The organism is Sulfitobacter sp. (assembly GCF_036961165.1).
In the GTDB taxonomy this organism is placed as follows: Bacteria; Pseudomonadota; Alphaproteobacteria; order Rhodobacterales; family Rhodobacteraceae; genus Sulfitobacter.
On the sequence record NZ_JBALVJ010000045.1, the window covers coordinates 1 to 23,011 of the forward strand.

General features: G+C 56.7%; 25 protein-coding genes. 11 read left to right on the forward strand and 14 right to left on the reverse strand.

All coding sequences use genetic code 11. The features are described 5' to 3' along the window. Nucleotides 1-337: 337 nt before the first annotated feature. The 9 genes from V7730_RS16060 to leuC all read right to left on the reverse strand — a co-directional run bounded on the left by V7730_RS16060 (nucleotide 338) and on the right by leuC (nucleotide 9,252). Nucleotides 338-628 (reverse strand): HigA family addiction module antitoxin, encoded by a 291-nt coding sequence (locus V7730_RS16060; RefSeq protein WP_335748612.1) that lies wholly within the window; start codon nucleotides 626-628, stop codon nucleotides 338-340. Nucleotides 629-640: 12 nt separating this feature from the next. Further along, a complete protein-coding gene (locus V7730_RS16065; RefSeq protein ID WP_335748613.1) occupies nucleotides 641-949 on the reverse strand; it encodes a type II toxin-antitoxin system RelE/ParE family toxin in 309 nt (102 codons plus the stop codon). A gap of 258 nt (nucleotides 950-1,207) precedes the next feature. Beyond that, complete coding sequence (locus V7730_RS16070) at nucleotides 1,208-2,296, reverse strand: cupin domain-containing protein (protein WP_335748614.1); 1,089 nt, start codon at nucleotides 2,294-2,296, stop codon at nucleotides 1,208-1,210. 42 nt (nucleotides 2,297-2,338) lie between these two features. After that, on the reverse strand, nucleotides 2,339-3,343 hold the full coding sequence (locus V7730_RS16075) for a DMT family transporter (protein WP_335748615.1): 1,005 nt from the start codon (nucleotides 3,341-3,343) through the stop codon (nucleotides 2,339-2,341). Between the two features lie 112 nt (nucleotides 3,344-3,455). Beyond that, the gene (gene leuB / locus V7730_RS16080) at nucleotides 3,456-4,562 is read right to left on the reverse strand and encodes a 3-isopropylmalate dehydrogenase (RefSeq protein ID WP_335748616.1); all 1,107 of its coding nucleotides are present in this window, start codon (nucleotides 4,560-4,562) and stop codon (nucleotides 3,456-3,458) included. Nucleotides 4,563-4,616: 54 nt separating this feature from the next. After that, nucleotides 4,617-5,606, reverse strand: coding sequence for an endonuclease/exonuclease/phosphatase family protein (locus tag V7730_RS16085; protein ID WP_335748617.1), 990 nt, complete (start codon nucleotides 5,604-5,606; stop codon nucleotides 4,617-4,619). A gap of 14 nt (nucleotides 5,607-5,620) precedes the next feature. Further along, nucleotides 5,621-6,463 carry a hypothetical protein gene (locus V7730_RS16090; RefSeq protein WP_335748618.1) on the reverse strand — a complete coding sequence of 281 codons (843 nt, stop codon included), beginning with the start codon at nucleotides 6,461-6,463 and terminating at the stop codon, nucleotides 5,621-5,623. A gap of 293 nt (nucleotides 6,464-6,756) precedes the next feature. After that, complete coding sequence (leuD, locus tag V7730_RS16095; protein WP_335748644.1) at nucleotides 6,757-7,362, reverse strand: 3-isopropylmalate dehydratase small subunit; 606 nt, start codon at nucleotides 7,360-7,362, stop codon at nucleotides 6,757-6,759. A 483-nt stretch (nucleotides 7,363-7,845) separates the two neighbouring features. Continuing rightward, nucleotides 7,846-9,252 (reverse strand): 3-isopropylmalate dehydratase large subunit, encoded by a 1,407-nt coding sequence (gene leuC / locus V7730_RS16100; protein WP_335748619.1) that lies wholly within the window; start codon nucleotides 9,250-9,252, stop codon nucleotides 7,846-7,848. A 249-nt stretch (nucleotides 9,253-9,501) separates the two neighbouring features. On the opposite strand from leuC, the gene V7730_RS16105 reads away from it, so the two are divergent. The 4 genes from V7730_RS16105 (at nucleotide 9,502) to rlmH (ending at nucleotide 12,521) form a co-directional block, all read left to right on the forward strand. Then, nucleotides 9,502-10,812 (forward strand): mechanosensitive ion channel family protein, encoded by a 1,311-nt coding sequence (locus V7730_RS16105; protein WP_335748620.1) that lies wholly within the window; start codon nucleotides 9,502-9,504, stop codon nucleotides 10,810-10,812. A 49-nt stretch (nucleotides 10,813-10,861) separates the two neighbouring features. Further along, nucleotides 10,862-11,530: an FAD-binding oxidoreductase gene (locus V7730_RS16110; RefSeq protein ID WP_335748621.1), complete on the forward strand. Its 669-nt coding sequence runs from the start codon at nucleotides 10,862-10,864 to the stop codon at nucleotides 11,528-11,530. A 155-nt stretch (nucleotides 11,531-11,685) separates the two neighbouring features. Continuing rightward, nucleotides 11,686-12,042, forward strand: a complete 357-nt coding sequence (rsfS, locus tag V7730_RS16115) for a ribosome silencing factor (protein WP_335748622.1) — start codon at nucleotides 11,686-11,688, stop codon at nucleotides 12,040-12,042. An 8-nt stretch (nucleotides 12,043-12,050) separates the two neighbouring features. Further along, entirely contained in the window at nucleotides 12,051-12,521 is a 471-nt protein-coding gene (rlmH, locus tag V7730_RS16120; RefSeq protein WP_335748623.1) for a 23S rRNA (pseudouridine(1915)-N(3))-methyltransferase RlmH, read from the forward strand. Nucleotides 12,522-12,529: 8 nt separating this feature from the next. Here the strand turns inward: rlmH and V7730_RS16125 are convergent, their stop codons facing one another. Both V7730_RS16125 and V7730_RS16130 read right to left on the reverse strand, forming a co-directional pair. Next, nucleotides 12,530-12,883, reverse strand: a complete 354-nt coding sequence (locus V7730_RS16125; RefSeq protein ID WP_335748624.1) for a hypothetical protein — start codon at nucleotides 12,881-12,883, stop codon at nucleotides 12,530-12,532. Between the two features lie 34 nt (nucleotides 12,884-12,917). Then, nucleotides 12,918-13,616 carry a DUF599 domain-containing protein gene (locus V7730_RS16130; RefSeq protein ID WP_335748625.1) on the reverse strand — a complete coding sequence of 233 codons (699 nt, stop codon included), beginning with the start codon at nucleotides 13,614-13,616 and terminating at the stop codon, nucleotides 12,918-12,920. A gap of 273 nt (nucleotides 13,617-13,889) precedes the next feature. Here V7730_RS16130 and V7730_RS16135 point away from each other — a divergent pair, with 273 nt between their 5' ends. The 6 genes from V7730_RS16135 (at nucleotide 13,890) to V7730_RS16160 (ending at nucleotide 19,752) form a co-directional block, all read left to right on the forward strand. Beyond that, the gene (locus V7730_RS16135) at nucleotides 13,890-15,338 is read left to right on the forward strand and encodes an FAD-linked oxidase C-terminal domain-containing protein (RefSeq protein ID WP_335748626.1); all 1,449 of its coding nucleotides are present in this window, start codon (nucleotides 13,890-13,892) and stop codon (nucleotides 15,336-15,338) included. Between the two features lie 60 nt (nucleotides 15,339-15,398). After that, nucleotides 15,399-16,481, forward strand: a complete 1,083-nt coding sequence (locus V7730_RS16140; RefSeq protein ID WP_335748627.1) for an FAD-binding protein — start codon at nucleotides 15,399-15,401, stop codon at nucleotides 16,479-16,481. Beyond that, nucleotides 16,478-16,843 carry a hypothetical protein gene (locus V7730_RS16145; RefSeq protein ID WP_335748628.1) on the forward strand — a complete coding sequence of 122 codons (366 nt, stop codon included), beginning with the start codon at nucleotides 16,478-16,480 and terminating at the stop codon, nucleotides 16,841-16,843. The genes V7730_RS16140 and V7730_RS16145 overlap by 4 nt, the downstream gene beginning before the upstream one ends. Before the next feature lie 9 nt (nucleotides 16,844-16,852). Further along, nucleotides 16,853-18,244: a glycolate oxidase subunit GlcF gene (gene glcF, locus V7730_RS16150; RefSeq protein WP_335748629.1), complete on the forward strand. Its 1,392-nt coding sequence runs from the start codon at nucleotides 16,853-16,855 to the stop codon at nucleotides 18,242-18,244. Nucleotides 18,245-18,335: 91 nt separating this feature from the next. Further along, entirely contained in the window at nucleotides 18,336-19,133 is a 798-nt protein-coding gene (locus V7730_RS16155) for a trypsin-like serine peptidase (protein WP_335748645.1), read from the forward strand. Between the two features lie 148 nt (nucleotides 19,134-19,281). Next, nucleotides 19,282-19,752 carry an Hsp20 family protein gene (locus V7730_RS16160; RefSeq protein WP_335748630.1) on the forward strand — a complete coding sequence of 157 codons (471 nt, stop codon included), beginning with the start codon at nucleotides 19,282-19,284 and terminating at the stop codon, nucleotides 19,750-19,752. Nucleotides 19,753-19,935: 183 nt separating this feature from the next. Here the strand turns inward: V7730_RS16160 and V7730_RS16165 are convergent, their stop codons facing one another. Further along, nucleotides 19,936-21,081, reverse strand: coding sequence for an alpha-D-ribose 1-methylphosphonate 5-triphosphate diphosphatase (locus V7730_RS16165; RefSeq protein ID WP_335748631.1), 1,146 nt, complete (start codon nucleotides 21,079-21,081; stop codon nucleotides 19,936-19,938). Nucleotides 21,082-21,131: 50 nt separating this feature from the next. Here V7730_RS16165 and V7730_RS16170 point away from each other — a divergent pair, with 50 nt between their 5' ends. Further along, nucleotides 21,132-21,806, forward strand: a complete 675-nt coding sequence (locus tag V7730_RS16170; RefSeq protein ID WP_335748632.1) for a DUF1045 domain-containing protein — start codon at nucleotides 21,132-21,134, stop codon at nucleotides 21,804-21,806. Here V7730_RS16170 and phnN read toward each other — a convergent pair. Further along, complete coding sequence (gene phnN, locus V7730_RS16175; RefSeq protein WP_335748633.1) at nucleotides 21,788-22,330, reverse strand: phosphonate metabolism protein/1,5-bisphosphokinase (PRPP-forming) PhnN; 543 nt, start codon at nucleotides 22,328-22,330, stop codon at nucleotides 21,788-21,790. The two genes, V7730_RS16170 and phnN, sit on opposite strands and share 19 nt — an antisense overlap. Next, entirely contained in the window at nucleotides 22,327-23,010 is a 684-nt protein-coding gene (gene phnL, locus V7730_RS16180; RefSeq protein WP_335748634.1) for a phosphonate C-P lyase system protein PhnL, read from the reverse strand. Before phnL ends, phnN begins: the two co-directional genes overlap by 4 nt. Nucleotide 23,011: the final 1 nt, after the last annotated feature.

Below are 23,011 nucleotides of genomic sequence, written 5' to 3' on the forward strand. Positions count from 1 at the left end.
TCGAACGGAAGGTGGCTTAAACGAGCACCGGGGGCGGCACGAAACCGTGACAGGTTCAAACAGGCTGGGAGTCGTTCGATCTAAGGACGTGCAGGATGTACTTAAACGCGTTGATTATTTCGGTTCGGCTAACAAAGCGTTTTTAGCAGCAAAGGCTGGGGTTGCGTAACTGTGTAGACCATCGTTGCCACCGACACGAACTGCGCTTCGTTGCTGACAGAGCACAATGCCGCGCTCGCCATAGTTGTTGGTTTGGGTTCGACGCAGGCATTTTCCTCGCCACAGAAGCCCCTGCGGCGAAAGTGGAGGATTTCGTCGCAATACTCGACTGATCCTATTAAGCGGCAACGAGCGGTTCAATGTCGGACACATCGATTTCCTTTGCGGCCAGCGCCATGTCGTAATTTGTCTGCAGGTTTACCCAATACGCCGGGGTGTTGTTGAAGACACGGGCGAGCCGCAGCGCTGTGTCAGGCGTGATCCCAGTCGTGCCCTTTATCAACCGCTCGATCCGAGTCCGGGGCACATCCAGACGCCGCGCGAAGGCAATTGCCCCCAATTCCAGGGGATCAAGGTAAAGCTCTTTCAGGACTTCACCGGGGTGCATTGGTTCTTCAAGCAGGCTCATAAGCGTATCCTCTCAATGGTAATCGACTATTTCGACATCGGCAGGGCCGTTCAGCGTCCAGACAAAGCAAATGCGCCATTGCCCGCTGATCCGCACTGAATGTTGCCCAGCCCGATCACCTTTCAGCTCTTCTAAATGGTTGCCGGGCGGAAAGCGTAAATCCTCCACAACAACCGCAGCATCCAGCGCCGTGAGCATTGCCCGCGTGCGCTTCACCAAGTCACCGGGGAAGCCCTTGCCATATTTGCCCTTCAAGGCGCTTGCAGCGAGTTTGCCTTTGCTGCTTTGGATCAAAAGAGTATGTATCGCATCAAGATACATGTGTCAAGATCTGATACCCTTTTTAGCGCATAGCAAAGTTGTCTTAAGTAGGGGGTACACAATTGGTAGCTCGGCAGAGCAGACGCGAAATTTCAAGAAGATTAACGTTGAGGGAGAGCTTGATCTTAACGAGTTACGTCAAATAGAAGCTGACACAGAGTCGAGGAATGCGGATCGTCGGATGACATTGAGCTTTTGGGAAAGCAGTATCGAGTTTTTGCCCCATCAACTCATTTTCTGAATAAGGTATTGCCCCTACTAGATCGGTTTAGTGACGAAATTACCGCGCAGGGCGACTTGCAAAAGCTCAATGTCATCCGAGGCGTCGCGATATTGCACAACCATGTCCGGTGGGATCACAAAGCCGTCTCCAGCCTCTAGGGTACAGTCATCCTGACCCTCTGCGTGCAGGGTCATTGTACCCTCCATGACGAAAGTGAAGTGGATATCCGCATCATGGGTGAATGCCGGTGAATTGCCCTCGGCACGGCGCAGGACCTGAATGCCGGCAACGCCCTTTGTCCCTTGGCTGATGCCGGTGTCCCGCGCGGTGAATCCGCCAAGGGCAGCAGGTTGCCAGACAGCGCTGTCTTTGACGTGATGCACAAAACGCTGACCATCCCATTGGCGCGCAGGATCGCCGACGCTATTGGGCAGGGCGAAGTCATGGTCGATGGTCGTCACATGCTCGGCCGGAACGCCGATCTCAATCACTTCAATGTTGGGGGATGCTTCAACCACGCGGTGACGGATGCCGGGTGGCTGCGTGACACAATCGCCCGCGCGCAAGCGGATCACATCGCCTTGGTCCTCATAAAGCACATCGACCCAGCCGCGATAACAGAAGATAAGCTGAAAGCCGACCGTGTGATAATGCACCATATCTGGAACCGGCCCGCCATCAGGGATGCGAATGTGGCTGGCGATGATTGAGCCGCCCAACCGCGACGGGATCAAATCGCGATAGTGCATGCCGGCGCGGCCAATCACCCAAGGGGCTTCATCCGCTAGCCTGCGCACGGCGAACTCGGGACTTGGCGTGATATGCTCGACACTTGGCGTGAGCGGCACGATTGAGATGCGTGTGCCATTCGGGGCGGTCAACTCACGTTTCCCTTCGGCAAAGCCGTCCACATCATCAGTCAAGATGCGCAGGTGTCCAGGCGGCACATCGGCGCCTTTTTCGATCCTTAAGCGCAGGCCATGACCGCTAAAGCTGGCCACGGACGGATCATCGGCAGGAAAGATATTCTCAAGGCGCATACCAAGCGTTTTTGTATAAAATGGCAGGTCATTGCGTAGCTCTTGCGTGGGCAGCAGAAACTCTGCCAGAATCTTGTCACTCATTGTGGGGGCCTCTTTCATCCGATTGTTAGGCGCACCCTGACATCATCTGTTGTTGTGCTCAACGGCCTCTTGCACGGAGCCGTTGGCGACACTCAGGCGCGGGGTCGCGCCCATTTCTGGGCGGCGGCTGAGCGTTCTGAGGACAGGTTGGTTGCCAGAGGCAGACTTGCCGCTCTCGCGGACCACGACATAGGCACCGCTTAGAATGATGATCCCTGCGCCCAAAAAAGTCATCATGTCCGACGTCTCATCGAAGAAAAGCCATCCAAACAGCGTGGCCCAGATGATTTGGCTGTACTGCATGGGGGCAACCAAGGCCGCATCGGCAAGGGTGTAGGCTCGGATCATCAGGCTCATAGCGGCCACTGACAGCACTGAGATCAGCAGCACCAGACCCAGATCCTCAATCGGCATTGGGATATAGACAAAAGGCAGGGCGCACAGCATCACGACAAAATTTGCCAGCAGCGGATAAAGCAGCAGGACCTCGCGCCGTTCAATTCCGCCGATTTTGCGCATGATCACAGCGACAAACGCTCCGCAGGTCGCGGATACTAAAGCCGCGATATGGCCGAGCCCCAAATCGGAAGAGCCTGGACGCAGCACCACAAGGACGCCAATCAGGCCAACGAAGACGGCTATCCAACGTTGGCGGCGCACGACCTCACCCAACAGCGGAACCGAGAGCACGGTGATCAGCAAGGGGGTTGTGAAGAGAATCGCATAGGTCTCTGCCAGCGGTAGAACCGAGAACGCGTAGAAGGCGGAAAATCCGGTGATAACTACGCCCACTGTGCGAAGCGTGCTCCATACTGGAACGCGGGGGCGCAGGGTGTCTGCCGTGTCGCTGCGCAGTAGCATCAGCGTCACAACAGGAAATCCCATCAGGACAACGAAGAACACAATCTGGAAGGGGGAATAGGTTTCGCCCAGTCGTTTGATCGCGGCGTCATGAGTTGCATAGATCGCAAAAGCAAACAGCGCGAGGGCAATGCCCTTCAGGCTGCTGCTCGGCTTTTCGGACGGGTTGTTATCGCTGCTGGTCATGACGCGACTCTAATCTGTCAGCGTGGCAGCGAATAGCGGTCTGCGCAGCGCTTCGTGGCGTTTTGCATGGTTGGAGAGGGGGCGCCCGATACAGTAGCACCCCCGTCTGGTATCAGAGGCTTGCATCCAGTGCGGCAAGGATCGCGTCGCCCATTTCCGAGGTCGAGATCGGCGTGCCGCCTTCTTCGCCCATCAGATCAGCGGTGCGCGCACCGTCGGCCAGCACTTTTTCAACAGCGTTTTCAAGGCGGGTCGCCTCGTCTCCCTGATCAAAAGAATAGCGCAGCGCCATGGCAAAGCTAAGAATACAAGCAATCGGGTTTGCCTTACCTTGACCTGTGATGTCAGGGGCCGAACCATGAACCGGCTCATACAATGCTTTTGGGCGGCCTTCGGCGTTTGGCGCGCCAAGGGAGGCAGACGGCAGCATGCCCAATGAACCTGTGAGCATCGCGGCGCAGTCGGAGAGGATGTCGCCAAAGAGGTTGTCGGTCAGGATGACGTCAAACTGCTTCGGTGCGCGCACCAACTGCATCGCGCCGTTGTCGGCATACATGTGCGACAGCTCGACATCGGGGTAATCCTCGTCGTGGACCTTTTGCACAACTTCGCGCCACAGAATGCCGCTCTCCATCACGTTGGCCTTCTCCATCGAGCAAACTTTGTTGCTGCGGCGGCGGGCCAGCTCAAAAGCGGAGCGCGCAACGCGGTCGATTTCGCTTTCGGTGTAGCGCTGGGTGTTGATGCCGACGCGTTCGTTGCCCTCTTCGAAGATGCCCCGTGGCTCACCAAAGTAGACGCCTGACGTCAGCTCACGCACGATCATGATATCCAAACCGGCCACGATGTCTTTTTTCAGCGATGAGAAATCGGCCAGCGCGTCAAAACACTGTGCAGGGCGCAGGTTGGAAAATAGGTCCATTTCCTTGCGCAGACGCAACAGGCCACGCTCCGGCTTTACGCTGAAATCCAGATCGTCGTATTTCGGGCCGCCCACTGCACCCAGCAGAACAGCGTCCACTTCCATCGCGCGCGCCATTGTGTCGTCATGCAGGGGCGTGCCGTGTTTGTCATAGGCTGCACCGCCGACCAGATCATGCTCAACATGAAAGTCCATATCCCGCTTTGCGCCGAACCAGTCGATGATGCGGGTCACTTGGCCCATGACTTCGGGGCCGATGCCGTCACCGGCGAGGATCAAAAGAGTAGGGTTTGCCATGGGAAATGCTCCTGAAATTGGTTCAAAACGGCGTAGCGCGCGCGGCTGTGCCCGTCAAGGATCGCGCGGTGTGATATCCACCCAAAGAAGGCTGTTACGGCTGGCGTTCGGTCGATGAATCGCCCCGTGATCCAGCACGCGACAGCCTGCGGAGGGCAGCACGTAGTCCACCCGCAGATCGCCGGGCACGGGCTCTGCGAAGTCAGCGGTGGGGGTGTCATCAAACGGGTTCTGCAGGGCAGGGTGAGCCAAGAGCATATCTATCGCTTCTTTACGTCCGCTGCCCCGATTGGGGTCTGTGTTGGCCGTGCCTGCCAGCACAAAAGGCGATTCTGTCGTGTTTTCTTTTAGGTAACCAAGCCAGAAGGCTACTTCGTCATGATTGCGCCGACCGTTACGGTCTTCGTCACCGTCATAGACTGGCGGTGTTGCATGAAAGGTCATCAGGCGCAGCGTGCCGAAATTAGGCGTGCGTATGGGGACGACCCAGTGACCGCGTGAGGATAGACGGTGCGCTGCAAAAACCTCTGTGCCACCAAACGGGATGCCATCGGTCATGGGGTAAATGTGACCAGGCAGGTCGCGCCAAAGCAAGGTTGAATAATCCTCTACCGCGTCCTGTCCTATTGGAAAGCGCGACAAGACGGCCATGCCACCCATGCTGTTGAAACGTCCAAATCCGTGGGCATCATCTGCATCACCCAGTCTGCCATTGCCGTTCAGGTCCAGCCCGCTGACTTGTCCTGCATTTGGCGGATTCGCAAAGCGGTAAGGGTAGCTTAGGCCGCTTGCGGCAAGGTCGTCGGCCAATGCCTCAAGCCCTGTACGGCGCAGGTCAAAGTCGATGCCCTGAAGTGCGATCACGTCGGGAGACACGTCGATCAGCAGATGTTTGAAGGCAGATATCTGGTCATCTTCACCTCGCAGGATATCCCTCAGGAGAAGGCCTGGGCCTTTGCGCGTCAGTTCTGCGTTGAAGGTCGCGATTCGCACGCTCTGGGCCTGCGCGCTGATAGCGGCGCTGGAAAAAACCAGCACCGCCATGAGTATTTTCGCAATCAAGCCGGCTGGAATTCGCCTTCGGCAGCAGCTTCGGCGTAGGTCCGTTTGCGTTTTTCTTCGATCATGTCGGCGATTTTGCCCATGGCGATACCACGCATGATGATGCTTGCCGGAAGGAAGGCCCATGCCGAAATTGTCCAGATAAGGGTTTGCGGATTCTGCAACGTAATCGGGTCTAACAGATCAGCGGCCAGTTTGACTACTGCAGGCACGAGGAAGGGCAACAGGAAGCCAAGCGCGATGTTGATGCGGGCGTCACGTTGCAACCGTTCCAACACGTCTCCACCTGCAGTCGGGTCGAACAAGGGCAGGTTAACCCAGACATTGAAGGCGCCGGACCGGCTGGGCCAGTTGAGGATACGGACAAGCACAAGGAAGGCAGTCATCGCAATAAGCGAGATCATATAGGCCAGCCCTGCCGCAGTGCGCACAAAGCTAATTGTCTCGGGCGTTGAGTCGGGCGGCAGCATCAACACAACAAGGCGTACTGGCGAGTAAGGAAAATCAATCGCATTTCCGACGATCGTTCCGATGGAGGTCAGAGCGTTTGTCATCAACGTCGGGTCAGAAACCCCTCTTAGGATCGCGCTGAGCATGAAGACAGTCGCAAAGAGCGATGCGAAACGCAGCCGGTTGAATGGTGCGGCATCGCGGAATTCGACGATACTGGGGAAAACAGAGTTATATTCGGTGAATGTCAAAACGGCGGCCAGAAGCGCGACCAACAACACGATTTGAGTCGAGTCGTCGGCAAGACCCGGCAAAACGAGCGCCGGCGTCAAGATTAAGGTCGCAACCAAAAGTCCACGCGCCACGGCGCTGGTCATACGTACTATCAACGTTCTATCCCTTCAAACTGGCCAGACGCGATACAATGCCGCGTGCTTGTCCCAACTTGATGCCTTCGGGTCTGGAAGGCCTGCCTCATTATTGTCATATTTGTGCCTTCTTTCGCCTTAGTTCTCAAGACTATTGCGCTAAAAGAGCAGGCATGTTGGACGTTTTGAGGGAACGGGTGGTGCGTTCTTGCATCATTTCAGAGGCATGAATGAGGCAACCGCAACATCTTGTGGGCGAGGCATGCACGCCCACAAGGAAATCATGGAAAATTTTGGTACAACTTAATTCGAAGTTAAACCCAAGGACGGCTTTGTGTTGCCGCAGTTTCGAACGAGTCGATTGATGCTGCTTTTTCCATTGTCAGACCAATATCGTCCAAGCCATTCATTAAACAGTGTTTTTTGAACGGATCGACGTCGAAGGTGAAAATCTCTCCATCCGACGAAGTGATGGACTGGTTTTCTAGATCAATCTCAATCCGGGCGTTGGCGCCTTTTTCTGCGTCCTTCATCAGCACGTCCACCTGCTCTTGTGGTAGTACGATGGGCAGGATGCCGTTCTTGAAGCAGTTGCTATAGAAGATGTCGGCGTAGGACGGTGCGATGACACAAGTGATGCCGAAATCCGCTATCGCCCAAGGCGCATGTTCACGCGAGGAGCCGCAGCCGAAGTTGTCGCCGGCCACAAGAATTTGCGCTTCACGGTATTGCGGTTTGTTCAGAACAAAATCGGGGATCTCGTTACGGTCATCGTCATAGCGCATCTCGTCAAACAGGTTCACGCCAAGGCCGGAGCGCTTGATGGTTTTCAGGAACTGCTTGGGGATGATCATGTCCGTGTCGATGTTGATCAGGGGCATGGGGGCGGCGATGCCGCTCAGAGTGGTGAATTTTTTCATGGGTGTGGTTCTTTCGAAAGGGGACTGAATACGGGGAGTGACGGTTTGCGCGGCAGCTTTCGTTTGGCGTGCTGCCCGCTCAAATCCCAGAAAATCGGGTTTGGTGATATTGCTGATGGCTTTGACCTTCGAGCCGCCGAGAACAGGTTTGACGTAATTGTTCTCGATCATCTCGCCGATCATCGCTTCGGCTTGGGGCATCGTAACCTTAAGCCGGTGTGCGATGCCCGCAGCGCTGATGTTTGCACGGGTGCGGGCGTGGAAGACGGCAAGACCGTATTGATACTGGTTGTACCCGCCAGCGGCCACGGAAACTGGCGCACCAAAGGCTGGCAACGCAGGGGCCAGTGTTGCGGCCCCCATCATCGTCAGAAAATTGCGTCGTTTCATTCTGGCCTCCATCAGCCGCTCCTCGGTCCCTTCGGTCTATCGCCGCTAGTGTTGCGCCAGCGACGAGGTCCCGAAGGGACGCAGTGAGCGTCTTTACATCATCTCACGCACATCGGTGAGCTTGCCTGTCACAGCCGCAGCCGCAGCCATCGCAGGTGACATCAGGTGTGTGCGTCCGCCACGGCCCTGACGACCTTCGAAGTTGCGGTTGGATGTGGCTGCACAGCGCTCGCCGGGGCTCAGCTGGTCCGGGTTCATCGCCAGACACATGGAACATCCTGCAAGGCGCCATTCAAAACCGGCCTCCTTGAAGATGTCCGCCAAACCTTCTTCTTCGGCCTGCGCGCGCACAAGGCCCGATCCGGGCACGACCATGGCCCGCATGCCTTCCTTGATCTTCTTGCCCTTCAGAATCGCAGCGGCTGCGCGGAGGTCTTCAATCCGCCCGTTGGTGCAGGACCCGATAAAGACGGTATCGATCTCGACATCCGTTAAAGGCGTGCCAGAGGTCAGGCCCATATAGTCAAGCGAACGCTGCGCCGCGCCAACCTTGCCACCAGTAAAGTCGGAGGCAGCAGGCACATTGGCGGTAATCGGCAGAACATCCTCAGGCGACGTGCCCCAAGTGACGACGGGTGCAATGTCTTCACCTTTCAGGGTGATGGCCTTGTCCCAATGCGCGTCGTCGTCCGAATAGAGTGTCTTCCACCACGCAAGTGCGGCTTCCCACTGTGCGCCTTTTGGCGCGTGGGGGCGACCCAGGCAGTATTCGTAGGTCTTCTCGTCAGGAGCGATTAGGCCTGCACGCGCGCCGCCCTCGATGGCCATGTTGCAAACGGTCATGCGGCCTTCCATGGACAGATCGCGGATAGCTTCGCCACAGTATTCGATCACATAGCCGGTGCCGCCGGCGGTGCCTGTGACCCCGATGACGGACAACGTGATGTCTTTTGCGGTCACACCGGGGCGCAGCTTGCCGGTGATTTCGACTTTCATGTTTTTGGACTTCTTCTGGATCAGCGTCTGGGTGGCCAGCACGTGCTCCACTTCCGAAGTGCCGATACCGTGCGCTAGCGCGCCGAAGGCGCCGTGGGTCGCTGTGTGGCTGTCGCCGCAAACCACGGTCATGCCCGGCAGGGTCCAACCCTGTTCGGGGCCAACGATGTGCACGATGCCCTGACGGACGTCAGAGACCGGATAATAGTGGATGCCGAAATCCTTGGCGTTCTTATCGAGCGCATCAACCTGAATGCGGCTGTCCTCGGTCATGGTCGCGGCATTGGCGCGGTCCAGCGTGGTCGGCACGTTGTGGTCCGGCACGGCAATCGTTTTGTCCGGTGCGCGCACAGTGCGGCCTGTCATCCGCAGCCCTTCGAAGGCTTGCGGACTGGTCACTTCGTGAACCAAGTGGCGGTCGATATAAAGCAGGCAAGTGCCGTCTTCGGCCTCATGGGCCACGTGAGCGTCCCAGATTTTATCATAGAGCGTTTTGGGGGACATAGGGTCCTCTCCCTTAGATTATGTGGTGGTTTTGAATAGCTGGATCAGGCTGCGCAATAAGGGCGCAGTGCAGGCTTATAGTCGGGCCAGCGCAGTATGCGTGGCACCGAAAAAGCGCTCGCGCAGGCGGGCACGGTCAGTTTTGTTGAGCATGTGTTTCATCCCCAAGCAGATACATCGCATTGCCAAATTCTGCAAGGGTTGCGGGGCCTTCCGCTTCATGCAACGATTCCTTACCAAGGAGCCCACATGCAAGACATCGCCGATCCCTTCGCAGACTTCCTAGTCTCTATGCAGGCCCTTTGGGCCAATGTGTTGGGATTTATCTCCGGAGTGGTGGAGCCGGGCTGGCGGCAGAACCAGGTCATCATCATTGTGGTGCTTGCGTTTGTCGCATGGGCTTCGCACGCCAGAAGCGGCGCCGTGCTGCAAAACTGGGTCCGCTCGCACGAGGGTTGGGAAAAATGGCAGCTGCGTGTGGTTGTCCAGATCAAGCGCCGACTGGGGCTAATCTGGTTGCTGCTGATGCTGGCGGTGACCTATGGCATCATGCAAAGCGTCACATGGCCGTCGCGGTCCTATCTGGTTGGTGTCGCGGCCGAGCTGGTCTTTGCGTGGATTTTTATCGCCTTTGCAGCCCAGTTGGTGCGGAACCGGCCGATGCGGCGGATCGTGACGTGGTCCTTGTGGGTCTATGCCACGCTTTACCTGCTTGATTTATCTAAGGATGCGGCTGCATTTCTTGATGGTCTGGCGCTGGAGTTGGGGGACTTCCGGCTATCGGTTCTTTCTCTGATCGTGGCCATTGTGGTGATCGGGCTTCTTGCCACTATGGCACGTATCGCCTCGCAGGCCACTGCCGGTACTATCCGCCGTAACGAAGATATTAGTCCTTCCATGCAAGTGCTTGCGGTCAAAGGCGTGCAATTGCTGACGTACGGCATTGCCTTTTACATGGGTGTAAACGCGGTGGGAATTGACCTCACCGGTCTTGCTGTGCTCTCGGGTGCTATCGGTGTCGGCCTTGGTTTTGGTTTGCAAAAGGTGGTGTCGAACCTTGTCTCGGGTGTCATCATTTTGCTGGATAAGTCCATTAAGCCAGGTGACGTCATCTCGTTGGGTGAGACGTTCGGCTGGATTCAGACGCTTGGCGCGCGCTATGCCTCTGTCGTTACGCGGGATGGCAAGGAATACCTGATCCCCAACGAAGACCTAATTACCGGCCAAGTGGTGAATTGGTCCCACTCCAATGACTTCGTGCGTCTCGATATCTTTTTCGGAACAGCCTACGGCGATGACCCGCACCTTGTGCGCAAGCTGGCCATTGCGGCTGCAGCCTCTGTCGACCGTGTGCTGGTGGACAAGGCACCTGTTTGCCACATCGTCGGTTTCGGAGACAGCTCAGTCGATTATATCCTGCGGTTCTGGATTCAGGACCCCACAGGCGGGCTGACCAACATTCGCGGCAATGTTTATCTGGCGCTTTGGAACAGTTTTCAGGAAAATAACATCTCCATTCCGTTCCCGCAGCGCGAAGTGCGGATGCTGGAAGATACCTGAGGGAACACAAGGTGCTGGGCGGGTGTTGGGTCTCCAAAGGAGATACATCATGACCTATGAACTGACACTGCGCAGCAAACAGAGCGTGACGCCCGATACCAATCACTATGTGTTCAACAAGCCCGAGGGGCTTGAATACGAATCCGGTCAAGCGACCGAAGTGACACTACTAAAAGACGGCTGGCGCGATGAACCGCGACCGTTCACCTTTGTGTCCCAGCCCGAAGGCATTACGCTGGAGTTCGTCATCAAGAGCTATCCTGACCATGGTGGCATGACTGAGCAACTGGCGAAGCTTGAACCGGGCGACAAGGTTGAAATCGTCACCCAGTTTGGGGCAATTACTGATCACGGACCGGGTGTTTTTATCGCTGCTGGTGCAGGGATCACGCCGTTCATCTCGATTCTGGATAAGCACAATGCAGCCGGAAAGATGGACTGCACCCTGATTTTCACCAACGAAACTGAGAAGGACATCATCCTGCGTGACAAATGGGAGAAGATGGAGGGCCTGAAAACCATCTTCACTGTGACTGACGCACAAGGGGCCGATGTGCATGAGGAAAGAGTGGATAAAGCCTTCCTCACGAAGAATTTGACCCGCTTTGACCAGACTGTCTACCTCTGCGGACCAGAGAGTTTTGTGAACGATGTGCGGGACGCGCTGAAAGACCTTGGGGCGGACGCAGATAAAATCGTCACAGAAGACGGCTGGTAATTGCTCAATTGTCGCCTGTCATTGAATTGTAACGCTGGGGTTGCTAATTTAAAGGAAACCCCAGCGCCGGGGGCCCGGCGGCGCGACAAAAGGAGGACAATGTCCTGTCTACGCAAACTTACGCAGATTTGTCTGCGATCAACGGTGCGGTCGTGATGGCCGGCCAAAAGCAAGCCACCAGCGATCTGCTGCTGGAAACAGTTCTTTCCTCGCTTAATGACGATAAAGCCGAAGAAATCGTGCAGATTGATCTGCGCGGCAAAACCGAGATTGCTGACCATATGGTCATCTGCACGGGTCGGTCGACGCGTCAGGTGTCCGCTATCGCCGAGAAACTGGCGCAGCTGATCAAGGATGAGTACGGCCATGCCGTGCGCTCCGAAGGTAAAGAATCAGGCGATTGGGTGCTGATCGACACAGGCGATGTTATCGTCCATGTTTTCCGCCCCGAAGTGCGTGAATTCTATCAGCTTGAGAAAATGTGGCTGCCGCAAGGCGAAGCTGCCTCCTAAAGCGTGCGATGAAGGTACATATTTGTGCCGTGGGTCGGCTGCGTGCCGGACCAGAAAAAGCGCTGCTTGACGACTATCTCAAACGATTTGACAGAACCGGCCGGGGGCTCTCCCTAGGGCCGGTTTTTCTGTTGGAGGTAGACGACCGCAAGGGCGGCGGTATGGCGGGCGAAGCCGCGTTGCTGCGCAAGTCGCTGCCGCAAGGTGCGGTGATCTGTGCCTTGGATGAACGCGGAACGGTGGAAACGTCGCCGAAGTTCGCCAATCGCATCGCTGGATGGCGTGACGCGGGCCGCAGTGATTTGGCCTTTATCATCGGTGGCGCGGACGGGATTGACCCCGACCTGCGCAACGAGGCGGATCACCTGCTGTCTTTTGGATCAATGGTCTGGCCGCATATGATGGTGCGGGTCATGTTGGCCGAACAGCTATACCGTGCGACTTCCATCCTCTCGGGTGGACCTTACCATAGAGTGTAGGCGCGGCCTTAAGGCAGTTTTACTAACTTCGCATTCGAAGACCAACCGTTCACAGTGTCATGCGCTTCAATCACGACCGAATCTACACCTGCGGGAATTTTGACGCCCGACAGCGACCGTGTGAAGGGCTGCTCTTCCACGTGGGGATGGGCCAAATTGCGCTCACCCAAAACCGCGCCACTCAAGTCTTTGATTCGCCATATGTCGACGTAATCATCCCAACCGGTGTCAGTGTGCAGAACGGTTACGTTGAACGTATATCCGCTGCCGTTCTTGGTGACATTGACGTTCTCCACCGTGGCCGGATCGGCAAAGGCAGGGGATGCCGCGAGTGTGAAAGTTAAGAGCGATTGTTTGATCATGATTTCTATCCAGAGTTAAAACCGAAATAAGGGCTTAGCTGTCGGTTTCCAAGAGGACCTGACGTGACTGTGAAGCGAATTCCCGCCGCCAAATCACAAGGAATGTAACAATCGCAGCGGCAATCAGAAATTCTGGGCCCGCCAGCCACGCGACAGTGGTTAATCCGAAGTAGACCGCACGTAGCCCCCTGTTAAAACTGCGCGCTGCGGCAATGTTCAATTCTGCCGCTTTGCGGGCAAAAGACGCAGCAGTCGGATCGGCCGCACCATTCGGAGTGGCGCCCATAATTACCGAGCAATAGCCAAACAGCCGGTTGGACCAGACGAATTTGAGAAAGGCGTTGGTCAGAAAGCACACGATCACGAGAAGTTTCAGTTCCCATACTATCGCGGGGATGGTTTCTTCTGTCAGGTCTGCGGCGACACCTGCAACTTGTTCGGCATTGCCGATCAGCGCCAATGCTCCACCAATTGCAATGACGCAGGTAGATGCGAAAAAGGCAGTGCTTTGCCGGAGTGTTCCAATGGTTTGAGCGTCAAAAATCCGCACGTCACGGCCCGTCATTTGGGTCATCCATTGCCGACGGTAACCAGCCATGATGCTTGATGTCGAAGGTCGCTTCGCGCCGGAATGCTCAACCCACCAGCCGATACTGATCCAGAGCAAGAGCAGAACCAGCACTGCGACGACGTCCAAGACAGACAGGACCGAGGGCATATAAAGTGTGAACATGAATGTGTTTTAGGGGGCGGTGTCTGGCAATGCCAGCAGTGATTGCGCCCACGCTTTAACGTGAGGCTATAGGGAGAAGGAAAGCGCCGTCTGCTATGCTCCAACTTTCATTTACTGTATCTAAATTTGTCTTGAATAGAACATGTGCAGACTTGACGATTACGTGCGTCCACATTGAGCGGATTAGTAAGCGCCGAGGGGAAGGGACTTGCGTTAACCTCTAATTGGTAATATTATTTGACCAAATTAATCAGCGACTGCGGAGCGTCTGTTATGGAAATGCCTGTCCCGAATCCTGCTGTGCTTGCGCGTAAAGCGCGGGTTGTCGAACGACTGAACACAGTTTTACCCGCTGATGCAGTGATCCACGATGAGCGGGAGACGCGCGCGTATGAATGTGACGCTTTGACCGCTTACCGCTGCGCCCCGATGGTTGCGGTTCTTCCATCCAGCACCGAGGAAGTCTCAGCCGTGCTGCGCATTTGCCACGAAGAGAGTGTGCCGGTGGTGCCGCGTGGATCAGGCACTTCGCTGGCGGGCGGCGCGCTGCCTACGGCGGATTGTGTGATCTTGGGCGTGGCACGCATGAATGACGTGATTGAGACGGACTATGACAACCGCATTATCCGCGTCCAGACCGGCCGCACCAACCTTAGCGTGACTGGTGCGGTCGAGGAAAACGGGTTCTTTTACGCGCCAGACCCTTCCAGCCAGTTGGCTTGTGCGATTGCCGGCAATATCGCCATGAATTCGGGCGGTGCGCATTGCCTGAAGTACGGTGTGACCACGAACAACCTCATGGGCGTGAAAATGGTCATGATGGATGGAGAGATTGTGGATATCGGCGGGGCGTATCTGGATGCAGGCGGTCTGGATCTGCTTGGCGTTATCTGTGGCTCCGAAGGGCAGTTGGGTGTCGTGACAGAGGCAACGCTGCGGATCTTGCACAAGCCGGAAGGTGCGCGTCCCGTCCTCATGGGGTTTGACGATAATGAGGTGGCCGGCGCCTGTGTGTCCGACATCATAAAAGCTGGTGTGCTGCCTGTGGCGATCGAATTTATGGATCGCCCCTGCATCGAAGCGACCGAGGCGTTCGCCCATGCCGGCTATCCAATGTGTGAGGCCCTGCTGATTGTCGAGGTTGAGGGCTCAGATGCTGAGATCGATCACCAGCTAGGTCTGATCATGGACATCGCACGCCGTCACAACCCCGTCGATCTGCGCCAAAGCAAATCCGCCGAAGAAAGCGCTGCAATCTGGTTGGGCCGCAAAAGCGCTTTTGGTGCTATGGGTCAGATCAACGATTACATGTGTTTGGATGGGACTATTCCTGTTTCAAGCCTGCCTCATGTGCTGCGCCGCATTGGCGAAATGTCCAAAGAGTACGGTCTGAAAGTAGGTAATGTGTTCCACGCAGGGGATGGGAACATGCATCCGCTGATCCTGTTTGACGCGAATAAACCCGGCGATCTGGAGCTTTGTGAGGCATTTGGTGCTGACATTCTCAAGCTATGTGTAGAAGTGGGCGGCTGCCTGACGGGTGAACACGGTGTCGGGATTGAAAAGCGCGACCTGATGCATGTGCAATACGCCCCTGCTGATCTTGAGGCGCAGATGGCGGTGAAAGATGTGTTCGACCCGCAATGGCTTCTTAACCCTGCCAAGGTCTTCCCTCTTGATGCGTCTGACCGTCGCCGCCAAGTGCCGGTGGCTGCGGAATAGAAAACAGAGTCGGGAGGCTAACCTCCCACACCCTCCGAGATATTTGAGGCCAATAGAAATATGCATACTCCTTCTACCGAGGCTGAACTGGCCGAGATTATTCGCGATGCAGATGCGCCACTGGCGATACGTGGTGGCGGGACGCGTGGGGTTGACGTTGTTGGAACGCTGCTGAGCACGTCGGACCTGTCAGGGATTACATTGTATGAACCAGGTGCGATGACCGTAGTGGCGCATTCAGGGACGCCAGTGGCCGAGATCGAGGCAGCTCTCACCGTTGAAAACCAGCGCCTCGCGTTTGAACCGATGGACCACCGAACGCTGTTAGGTAGTATGGGCGAGCCGACAATCGGCGGAGTCATGGCCGCAAACGTGAGCGGTCCGCGACGTATCTCCGTCGGCGCTGCACGGGATTTCCTGCTGGGAGTGCGCTATGTCGACGGCATGGGCAACGTTGTGAAAAACGGCGGTCGTGTAATGAAGAACGTCACTGGCTATGATCTGGTAAAGCTCATGGCAGGGGCGCATGGGACACTGGGTGTTCTGAGCGAGGTCTCGCTCAAGGTGCTGCCATGCCCCGAAACGCAGGCGACATTGGTACTGCATAGTCTGGATGATACGGCTGCGGTGGCTGCCTTGGCAAAGGCGCTGGGCAGTCCGTTCGAGGTGTCTGCAGCCGCTCATGATCCGGCGGAGGGGCAGACGCTGCTGCGGGTTGAGGGTTTTGAAGACTCAGTACGCTACCGGATTGATGCGCTTCAGAAGTTGCTAGGCGGTGAAAGCATGGTGGAGCAGGATAGCGCCGCACGCTGGGCCGCGTGGCGGGATGTGGACGGTTTTGCCGATGCGGAGGAGGACATTTGGCGGGTATCGTGCAAGCCATCTGATGCGCCAGCCTTGGCGGCCAAATCCGGTGCGACGGCGGTACGGTATGATTGGGCCGGTGGCCTGATCTGGCTGCGTGCTCCTACTGGTCATGCCGTGCGCGCTGCCTTGGGGGACTATGACGGTCATGCCACGTTGATCCGTGGCGAAGGACAATCGAGGTTCGAGCCCGAAGCCCCAGGGGTTGCCCGCATCACTGCCGGTTTGCGCACCCGTTTCGACCCGCGTTGTATTTTGAATAAGGATTTAATGGGATGAGCTATCTGATTCTGTTCTTGATTGTATTCGTTGGGGGGCCGTTGGCTTTTCGTGCTTTGACGCAAGGAGCGACATCACCGACGGCATTTAGGCGGCTGGCGCTCTTTACAGCGATCTGCGCGGCGACTGGCCTGACATTGCGTTATGGCTTTGCCGACCTTTGGGGGCGCAATCTGCTGACGACGGGAGCAGGTGTCGCCTTTATCTGGGGCGGCTGGATCGGTGTGCTGTCATATGGCACCCAAGCTGTGCGGCGGATGGAACCGAGCATGCACATGCGGCGCTGGTCTGCTGTGATGGGCTCGGTGGGAACAACAGTACCGTGGTTCGGTCTGGCCAGTGCCAGCCTGCTTGCCGGTTAAGGGGACAACATGCAGACGACATTCACTGATGACCAGCTTAAGGACCCCGGCACCAGCCGCGCAAACGAGATTTTGCGCGCCTGTGTTCACTGTGGCTTCTGCACGGCAACTTGCCCGACCTATCAGGTTCTTGGAGATGAACTCGATAGCCCGCGGGGGCGCATCTATCTGATTAAGGACATGCTTGAAAACGAGCGTGTGCCTGACGCAAAAACGGTCAAACATATTGACCGTTGCCTAAGCTGTCTGGCCTGTATGACGACATGTCCTTCTGGCGTGCACTACATGCATCTGGTGGATCACGCGCGCGACTATATTGAGCAGCGCTACAAACGCCCGTTTAGTGATCGTGCTTTGCGCTGGGTCCTGGCTCGCATCTTGCCTTATCCGATGCGGTTCCGTGTGGCGCTGTTAGGGGCCAAGATCGGGCGACCTTTTGCGCGCTTCATGCCGGACGCCCGCCTGCGCGCCATGTTGGAAATGGCGCCCAAGCATATTCCGCCCGTCAGCCGGAATGACGATCCCCAGACATTCGCGCCTGCGGTCCCCAAACGGATGCGCGTCGCGCTGATGACGGGATGTGCGCAAAAAGCCCTAAACACGGACATCAATGATGCCACCATCCGTCTGCTCACCCGTCTGGGTGCAGAGGTTGTTGTTGCCGAAGGCGCTGGCTGTTGTGGGGCATTGACCCACCACATGGGTAAAACCGGCGAAAGCCACGCAACCGCTGCCAAGAACATCCGTGCATGGACGCGAGAGATGGACGCAGGCGGGCTTGATGCGATTGTGATCAATACCTCCGGTTGCGGCACTACCGTCAAGGATTATGGCCACATGTTCCGCAACGATCCTTTGGCGGCCGACGCCGCGCGGGTTGCCGAAATTGCTCGCGATGTCTCCGAAGTTCTGATGGAATTGACCGGCACAGATACCGAAGGCCGAGCTTGGCAACCAGCGCGTGAATGGATCGCTGGGACAGACGCCAACCCGCGCAAAGAAAGCCCCCCAGAGGCGATGGTTGTGGCCTATCATGCGGCCTGTTCTTTACAGCACGGCCAGCAGATCAAAACGCACCCTAAAACACTGCTGAAGAAGGCCGGATTTACCATCGTAGAGCCTTCGGATCCGCATCTTTGCTGCGGCTCTGCCGGTACCTACAACTTGATGCAGCCAGAGATTTCTGCTCAGCTAAAAGAGCGCAAAGTCAAAATGTTAGAGGCCAAGAACCCCGATGTGATCGCTGCAGGGAATATCGGCTGCATGATGCAAATCGGCTCGGCATCAAAAGTGCCGATTGTTCATACGGTTGAACTGCTTGATTGGGCGTGGGGCGGGCCAAAGCCGCCGGCGTTTAATGGTGATATTGTGAAAAAAGACAATATTCCGCGCTTGCGTTGATATCTTTGCCCCAATTCTGCCTTATATCGTCGATAATTGAGTGGAGTTACGTCACTTATCGGGGGATTTGGATTTGCATCGCTTGGTCGCTATGGTGGTCTTTGGACTGCTGCTCACCTCTGGTGCGGTGGCCCAAGATTCGCGTCTCAAGCGCCTTGATAACGGGGATGATGCCAAAGAATGGGAAGCCGTGGGCCGTCTGGATATTGATGGCAAAGGCTTCTGTACTGGCACGTTGATCGCTCCCAAGCTGGTTCTGACGGCCGCCCATTGCATGTACAAAAGCGATACTGGCGAACGAATTGATGGCGGGCGTATCGAGTTTTTGGCGGGCTGGCGCAATGGTCGCGCGGATGCTTACCGCGATGTGTCACGCGTGGTCGTTCATCCCGACTATGTGTACACCGAAACCCTATCTTCTGAACGTGTGCGCAATGATTTGGCACTGTTGGAGCTTGAGCAACCTATCCGCAATGCCTCAATCAAGCCCTTCAAAACAGCAGCCCGTCCGCGGACGGGGGATAGCGTTGGCGTGGTTAGCTACGCTTTTGACCGTTCCGAGGCGCCCTCCTTGCAAGAAGTCTGCGAGGTTCTTGCGCGGCAGGACGGGGTTTTGGTCACTTCTTGCTCGGTCGATTTCGGCTCCAGTGGTGCGCCAATTTTCATAGTAGAGGACGGCGAGGCGCATATCGTTTCCGTTGTGTCCGCGAAGGCCGAAGTGCACGGTGAGCATGTCTCGCTCGGGACTGCGCTGGGCCAGCCACTGGCCGAACTGCGGGCCGAACTGGTCGCGGGCCGTGCTGTCTATCTGGGCTCCAAATCCGGAGAGCGGCGCATTCGCGTCGGTGACGACAAGGTGAACACTGGTGCGAAGTTTGTGCGCCCTTAAGGGTGTCGCCGCCCCTTGAAACCTCGAAAATAAATTCCCAATTCTGAGCTGTCAGGATGCCTATAAAGGGTCCTAGTGCCTATAAATTCGGGCCTGTCCAATGGTGAAAGGCCCGGTAAGACAATCGCTCACTTATGACGATGAACACATGCGTAATTTTGATTTTGCACCACTTTACCGCTCCACTGTCGGGTTTGACCAGATCGCCAACCTGATGGACCGCGTGCTGACTGCCGAGACAAGCCAGCCAAGCTATCCGCCCTACAACATCGAAAAGCTTGAGGATGACGCCTACCGCATTTCGATCGCGGTCGCGGGCTTCTCCGAAGCTGATCTGAGCGTTGAGGTGCGTGAAAAGTCGCTGATCGTCTCTGCGCGCAAGGCGGATGACGACGAGGGCAAGACCTATCTGCATCGCGGCATCGCCACCCGCGCGTTCGAGCGTCGCTTCCATTTGGCCGACCATGTTGTCGTGAGTGGGGGGACCCACGCTGACGGCATGCTGCACATCGAATTGGAGTTACAGGTGCCTGACGTGCTGAAGCCACGCCAGATCCAGATCGCGTCCAACCCGCGTGCGATTGCTAAGGATGTCGTGGACACAGCAGCCGTTAACTAAGCAGCCTGCCATCTGACTCTACAAGGCCCGGCGCGCTCTCCGCGACGGGCCTTTTTGTGCTCTTCGACGTCCATCTCAAAGTCGGAACGCTTTCTAGAACTATTCGTCATGCGCGACTGACTAGTTTGCCTGCATGCGGCCTCCGCTCCCACTCTTTGAAATTGGATGGGCCCACAAACTGCCCTAGAACACCCGCTCACCGTCGCTCCAGGTTTCTTTGAGAACCGGCGTGCCTTCGAGTTTCATGAACCTGACCAAATCCGCGCGCTGACCCTCGCGCAAGGTACCGCGATCCGTCAGGCCCACTGCCTTGGCCGGCTGCGACGTCACGGTCGCCATGCCGCGTGGCAGGTCATTCCACAGATCGCCCAGTTGAACGGCAGCCATTAGTAGCCCCGACGGGACATAGTCGGACGACAGAATGTCCAGCCGGTCTAGCTCGGCCAGCTCGGCAGCCGCCACATTGCCTGAGTGTGATCCACCACGAATAAGGTTTGGGGCGCCCATGATCGTCGCGATGCCGTGGATATGGCAGGCATTGGCGGCGGCCACCGTGGTTGGAAACTCGGCTAGCGTGACGCCATAGGCTTGACTGGTTACAACCTGCTCTGCGGTCGTGTCGTCATGGCTGGCTAAAGCCGCGCCCAAATGCTGTGCCGCTAGGACGGTTGCGGCCTCGTGGCTGCTGCCGAACTTAGCTTGAAGCCCGTACAGGAAATCGACGTAATCAAGGTACTCTTGATCGCCAAACGTATATTTTCCCCGCACGTAGGTTTCGAATTTGGACAGATCTGCGAACTGTCTTTGGCCCGGTGTGTGGTCCATCATCGAGACGATGCCAATCCGGTCCTCCGGCGTGAATTCCGCAAGCTCGTCAACCAATGTTTCAGAGCAAATCTCGGCACGCAAATGAATGTGGTGGCTGATCCGCAGCAGGCCCGCAGAGCGCATCCCAAGGATTTCGCCTGCCATGCGCCGTGCATATTTTCCGTACCGCTTGCTTGACCCCGACACGATGGAACCGACGCGGATCGCATCAAAAACGGTTGTGATACCGGTGCCTGCAAGTTCACGGTCATGGGCTAGAATGGCGGCGCGATAGGGCCAGTCCACTTTCGGACGCGGAGACAAATGACGCTCCAGATTGTCGGTGTGCAATTCCACCAAACCAGGCGCAAGAAAGTCGCCGCCGAGATCGATAGCACCGTTGGGCACGTTGCTTCCTTGATCAATTCCGGCAATCACGCCGTCCTTGACTACCAGTGCTCCGCGCACGACTTGGTCGTGCAGGATCAGGCTGGCGTTGGCGAAAATAGTCTGTTCTATCATATCAGTGTCACGCAAGTTTGGCAGAGTGGACGCTCTGCGAAGGAAAACAAATGTTTGAACGTTACGCTATCTTTTTTACCCCAAACAGTGCTTTGGCGGATTTCGGTGCCGCCTGGCTTGGTTGGGACAATGTGAGCGGCTGTGTGGTGCCACACCCTGACGTCGTCGGTGTAGATGTGGCCACAATTACGCGAACGCCGCGTAAATACGGCTTCCATGGTACGTTGAAGCCGCCCTTTTACCTCGATCAAGACCTCAATCAAACGCAGCTGGAAAGCGCTGTCGCCGCTTTTGCGATGTGTCATCAGGCGTTCACGATCGGAGAGTTGGAGCTGCGGCATGACAACGGATTTGTCGCCCTGCGCCCTGCCAACCAGCCACTCCGGTTGCGTGATTTTGCTGCGGCAACGGTAAAGGAGTTTGACCTGTACCGCGCCCCGCTTAGCGGCGACGACATCGCGCGTCGCCGGAAATCGCGACTGAGCGCGCGGCAGGACCAGCAGATGCTCGACTGGGGCTACCCCTTCATTTTTGACGATTTTCACTTTCACCTGACCCTCACTGGTCGTGTGCCGACGGACCAAGCGGCAGATATCATTTCCGCGCTGAAGCCCCGTCTCTCCGCGATTGTTCCTGCGCCCTTCATGATTGATGCAATAACGCTGGTAGGGCAGGATCAAAACGGGATGTTTCATCAAATTCACCGTCACACTCTCACCGGATAAAGGCGGGCCAGAATGACCTTCACCGTTTGCGTAAGAGGGCCGCTGTTGTCGATGGTATTGGCTGTTATGCTGTCAGGCAGGGGCGCTGCTGCGCGCTCAAGCCGGAGTTCGATCTGCTGTGCGGTCTCTCGTCCGCGGGCAGCAAGGCGCGCGGCTAAAACGTCGTGGTTCGCCGTTAGATTGATCACGTCGAAGCGCGCAAACCTATCCTTTGCACAGGTCAAAACGGAACGGGAAATGTTCGCCAGAACGTCCCTTCCATCCTGCAATTGTGCCTCTACCGAAGCTGGTATCGCGTAGTGCAACCCATGCGCAGCCCAGCTCAGCGCAAACTCTCCTGCGGTACTACGCCCGTGAAACGCTTCTTCGGTGACACCCTCAAAGATTTCCCCGCCCAAGGTGTTGGGACGCGTGATCACGCGCCGCACCAGAATGATACGTGGATCGGCAGCGGCCAATGCCTCCATAACGCTGTCTTTGCCAACACCTGAAGGGCCGACCACTGCAATGAAGCGTCCGCTCACGCGGCCAACCCCGGCGTGAAGCTTGTCACGTCCAGCTGCCGGTCGCAGATTTCGTCCCTTGCTGCGTGGTCGTGGAAGATTCCGATGATCGCAGCGCCGCGCGCCTTTGCCTCGCTTATCATGGCAAGCACGGTCGCGCGATTGGTGGGGTCAAGGCTGGCTGTGGGTTCGTCCAACAGCAACGCTGGGTAAGGACAGGCAAAACCGCGCGCGATGTTCACCCGTTGCTGTTCACCACCCGAGAACGTCGTAGGGCTGAGCGACCAAAGCCGTTCCGGAATGTTAAGCCGCGCAAGCAAGATCTGCGCCTTTACGGTTGCCTCTGCCTGCGAGGTTCCAGTGACCAGCAACGTCTCTGCCACCACATCAAGGGTTGAGACGCGCGGCACCACGCGCAAGAACTGGCTGACATAGCCTAATGTGTGACGGCGTAGCTGGATGATCTCACGCGGGGCGGCCGTGGCCACATCAATGTCGCCAACCATGATCCGCCCCGAAGCTGTCAGGTAGTTTCCGTAAATCATCCGCATTAAGGTCGATTTTCCCGCACCTGACGCACCGACCAGCGCGATACACTCGCCTGCCGCGACCTGCAAGGATGCCCCCTGCATCACCGGAATTTCCGCGGCACCCTGATTGTGGAGGGTAAAGGACTTGGATACATTTTCGATCTTTATCATG

Bases quoted from the DNA above. Each gene is read 5' to 3' on its own strand.
- V7730_RS16155 (WP_335748645.1), top strand. From the start codon at position 18,336: ATGGTGGTCTTTGGACTGCTGCTCACCTCTGGTGCGGTGGCCCAAGAT.
- V7730_RS16140 (WP_335748627.1), top strand. From the start codon at position 15,399: ATGCATACTCCTTCTACCGAGGCTGAACTGGCCGAGATTATTCGCGAT.
- V7730_RS16165 (WP_335748631.1), bottom strand. From the start codon at position 21,081: ATGATAGAACAGACTATTTTCGCCAACGCCAGCCTGATCCTGCACGAC.
- V7730_RS16070 (WP_335748614.1), bottom strand. From the start codon at position 2,296: ATGAGTGACAAGATTCTGGCAGAGTTTCTGCTGCCCACGCAAGAGCTA.
- leuB (WP_335748616.1), bottom strand. From the start codon at position 4,562: ATGGCAAACCCTACTCTTTTGATCCTCGCCGGTGACGGCATCGGCCCC.
- V7730_RS16085 (WP_335748617.1), bottom strand. From the start codon at position 5,606: ATGGCGGTGCTGGTTTTTTCCAGCGCCGCTATCAGCGCGCAGGCCCAG.
- V7730_RS16170 (WP_335748632.1), top strand. From the start codon at position 21,132: ATGTTTGAACGTTACGCTATCTTTTTTACCCCAAACAGTGCTTTGGCG.
- V7730_RS16105 (WP_335748620.1), top strand. From the start codon at position 9,502: ATGCAAGACATCGCCGATCCCTTCGCAGACTTCCTAGTCTCTATGCAG.
- rlmH (WP_335748623.1), top strand. From the start codon at position 12,051: ATGAAGGTACATATTTGTGCCGTGGGTCGGCTGCGTGCCGGACCAGAA.
- V7730_RS16145 (WP_335748628.1), top strand. From the start codon at position 16,478: ATGAGCTATCTGATTCTGTTCTTGATTGTATTCGTTGGGGGGCCGTTG.
- leuC (WP_335748619.1), bottom strand. From the start codon at position 9,252: ATGTCCCCCAAAACGCTCTATGATAAAATCTGGGACGCTCACGTGGCC.
- V7730_RS16125 (WP_335748624.1), bottom strand. From the start codon at position 12,883: ATGATCAAACAATCGCTCTTAACTTTCACACTCGCGGCATCCCCTGCC.
- V7730_RS16065 (WP_335748613.1), bottom strand. From the start codon at position 949: ATGTATCTTGATGCGATACATACTCTTTTGATCCAAAGCAGCAAAGGC.
- V7730_RS16160 (WP_335748630.1), top strand. From the start codon at position 19,282: ATGCGTAATTTTGATTTTGCACCACTTTACCGCTCCACTGTCGGGTTT.
- V7730_RS16110 (WP_335748621.1), top strand. From the start codon at position 10,862: ATGACCTATGAACTGACACTGCGCAGCAAACAGAGCGTGACGCCCGAT.
- phnL (WP_335748634.1), bottom strand. From the start codon at position 23,010: ATGATAAAGATCGAAAATGTATCCAAGTCCTTTACCCTCCACAATCAG.
- glcF (WP_335748629.1), top strand. From the start codon at position 16,853: ATGCAGACGACATTCACTGATGACCAGCTTAAGGACCCCGGCACCAGC.
- leuD (WP_335748644.1), bottom strand. From the start codon at position 7,362: ATGAAAAAATTCACCACTCTGAGCGGCATCGCCGCCCCCATGCCCCTG.
- V7730_RS16075 (WP_335748615.1), bottom strand. From the start codon at position 3,343: ATGACCAGCAGCGATAACAACCCGTCCGAAAAGCCGAGCAGCAGCCTG.
- V7730_RS16060 (WP_335748612.1), bottom strand. From the start codon at position 628: ATGAGCCTGCTTGAAGAACCAATGCACCCCGGTGAAGTCCTGAAAGAG.
- rsfS (WP_335748622.1), top strand. From the start codon at position 11,686: ATGGCCGGCCAAAAGCAAGCCACCAGCGATCTGCTGCTGGAAACAGTT.
- V7730_RS16135 (WP_335748626.1), top strand. From the start codon at position 13,890: ATGGAAATGCCTGTCCCGAATCCTGCTGTGCTTGCGCGTAAAGCGCGG.
- V7730_RS16130 (WP_335748625.1), bottom strand. From the start codon at position 13,616: ATGTTCACACTTTATATGCCCTCGGTCCTGTCTGTCTTGGACGTCGTC.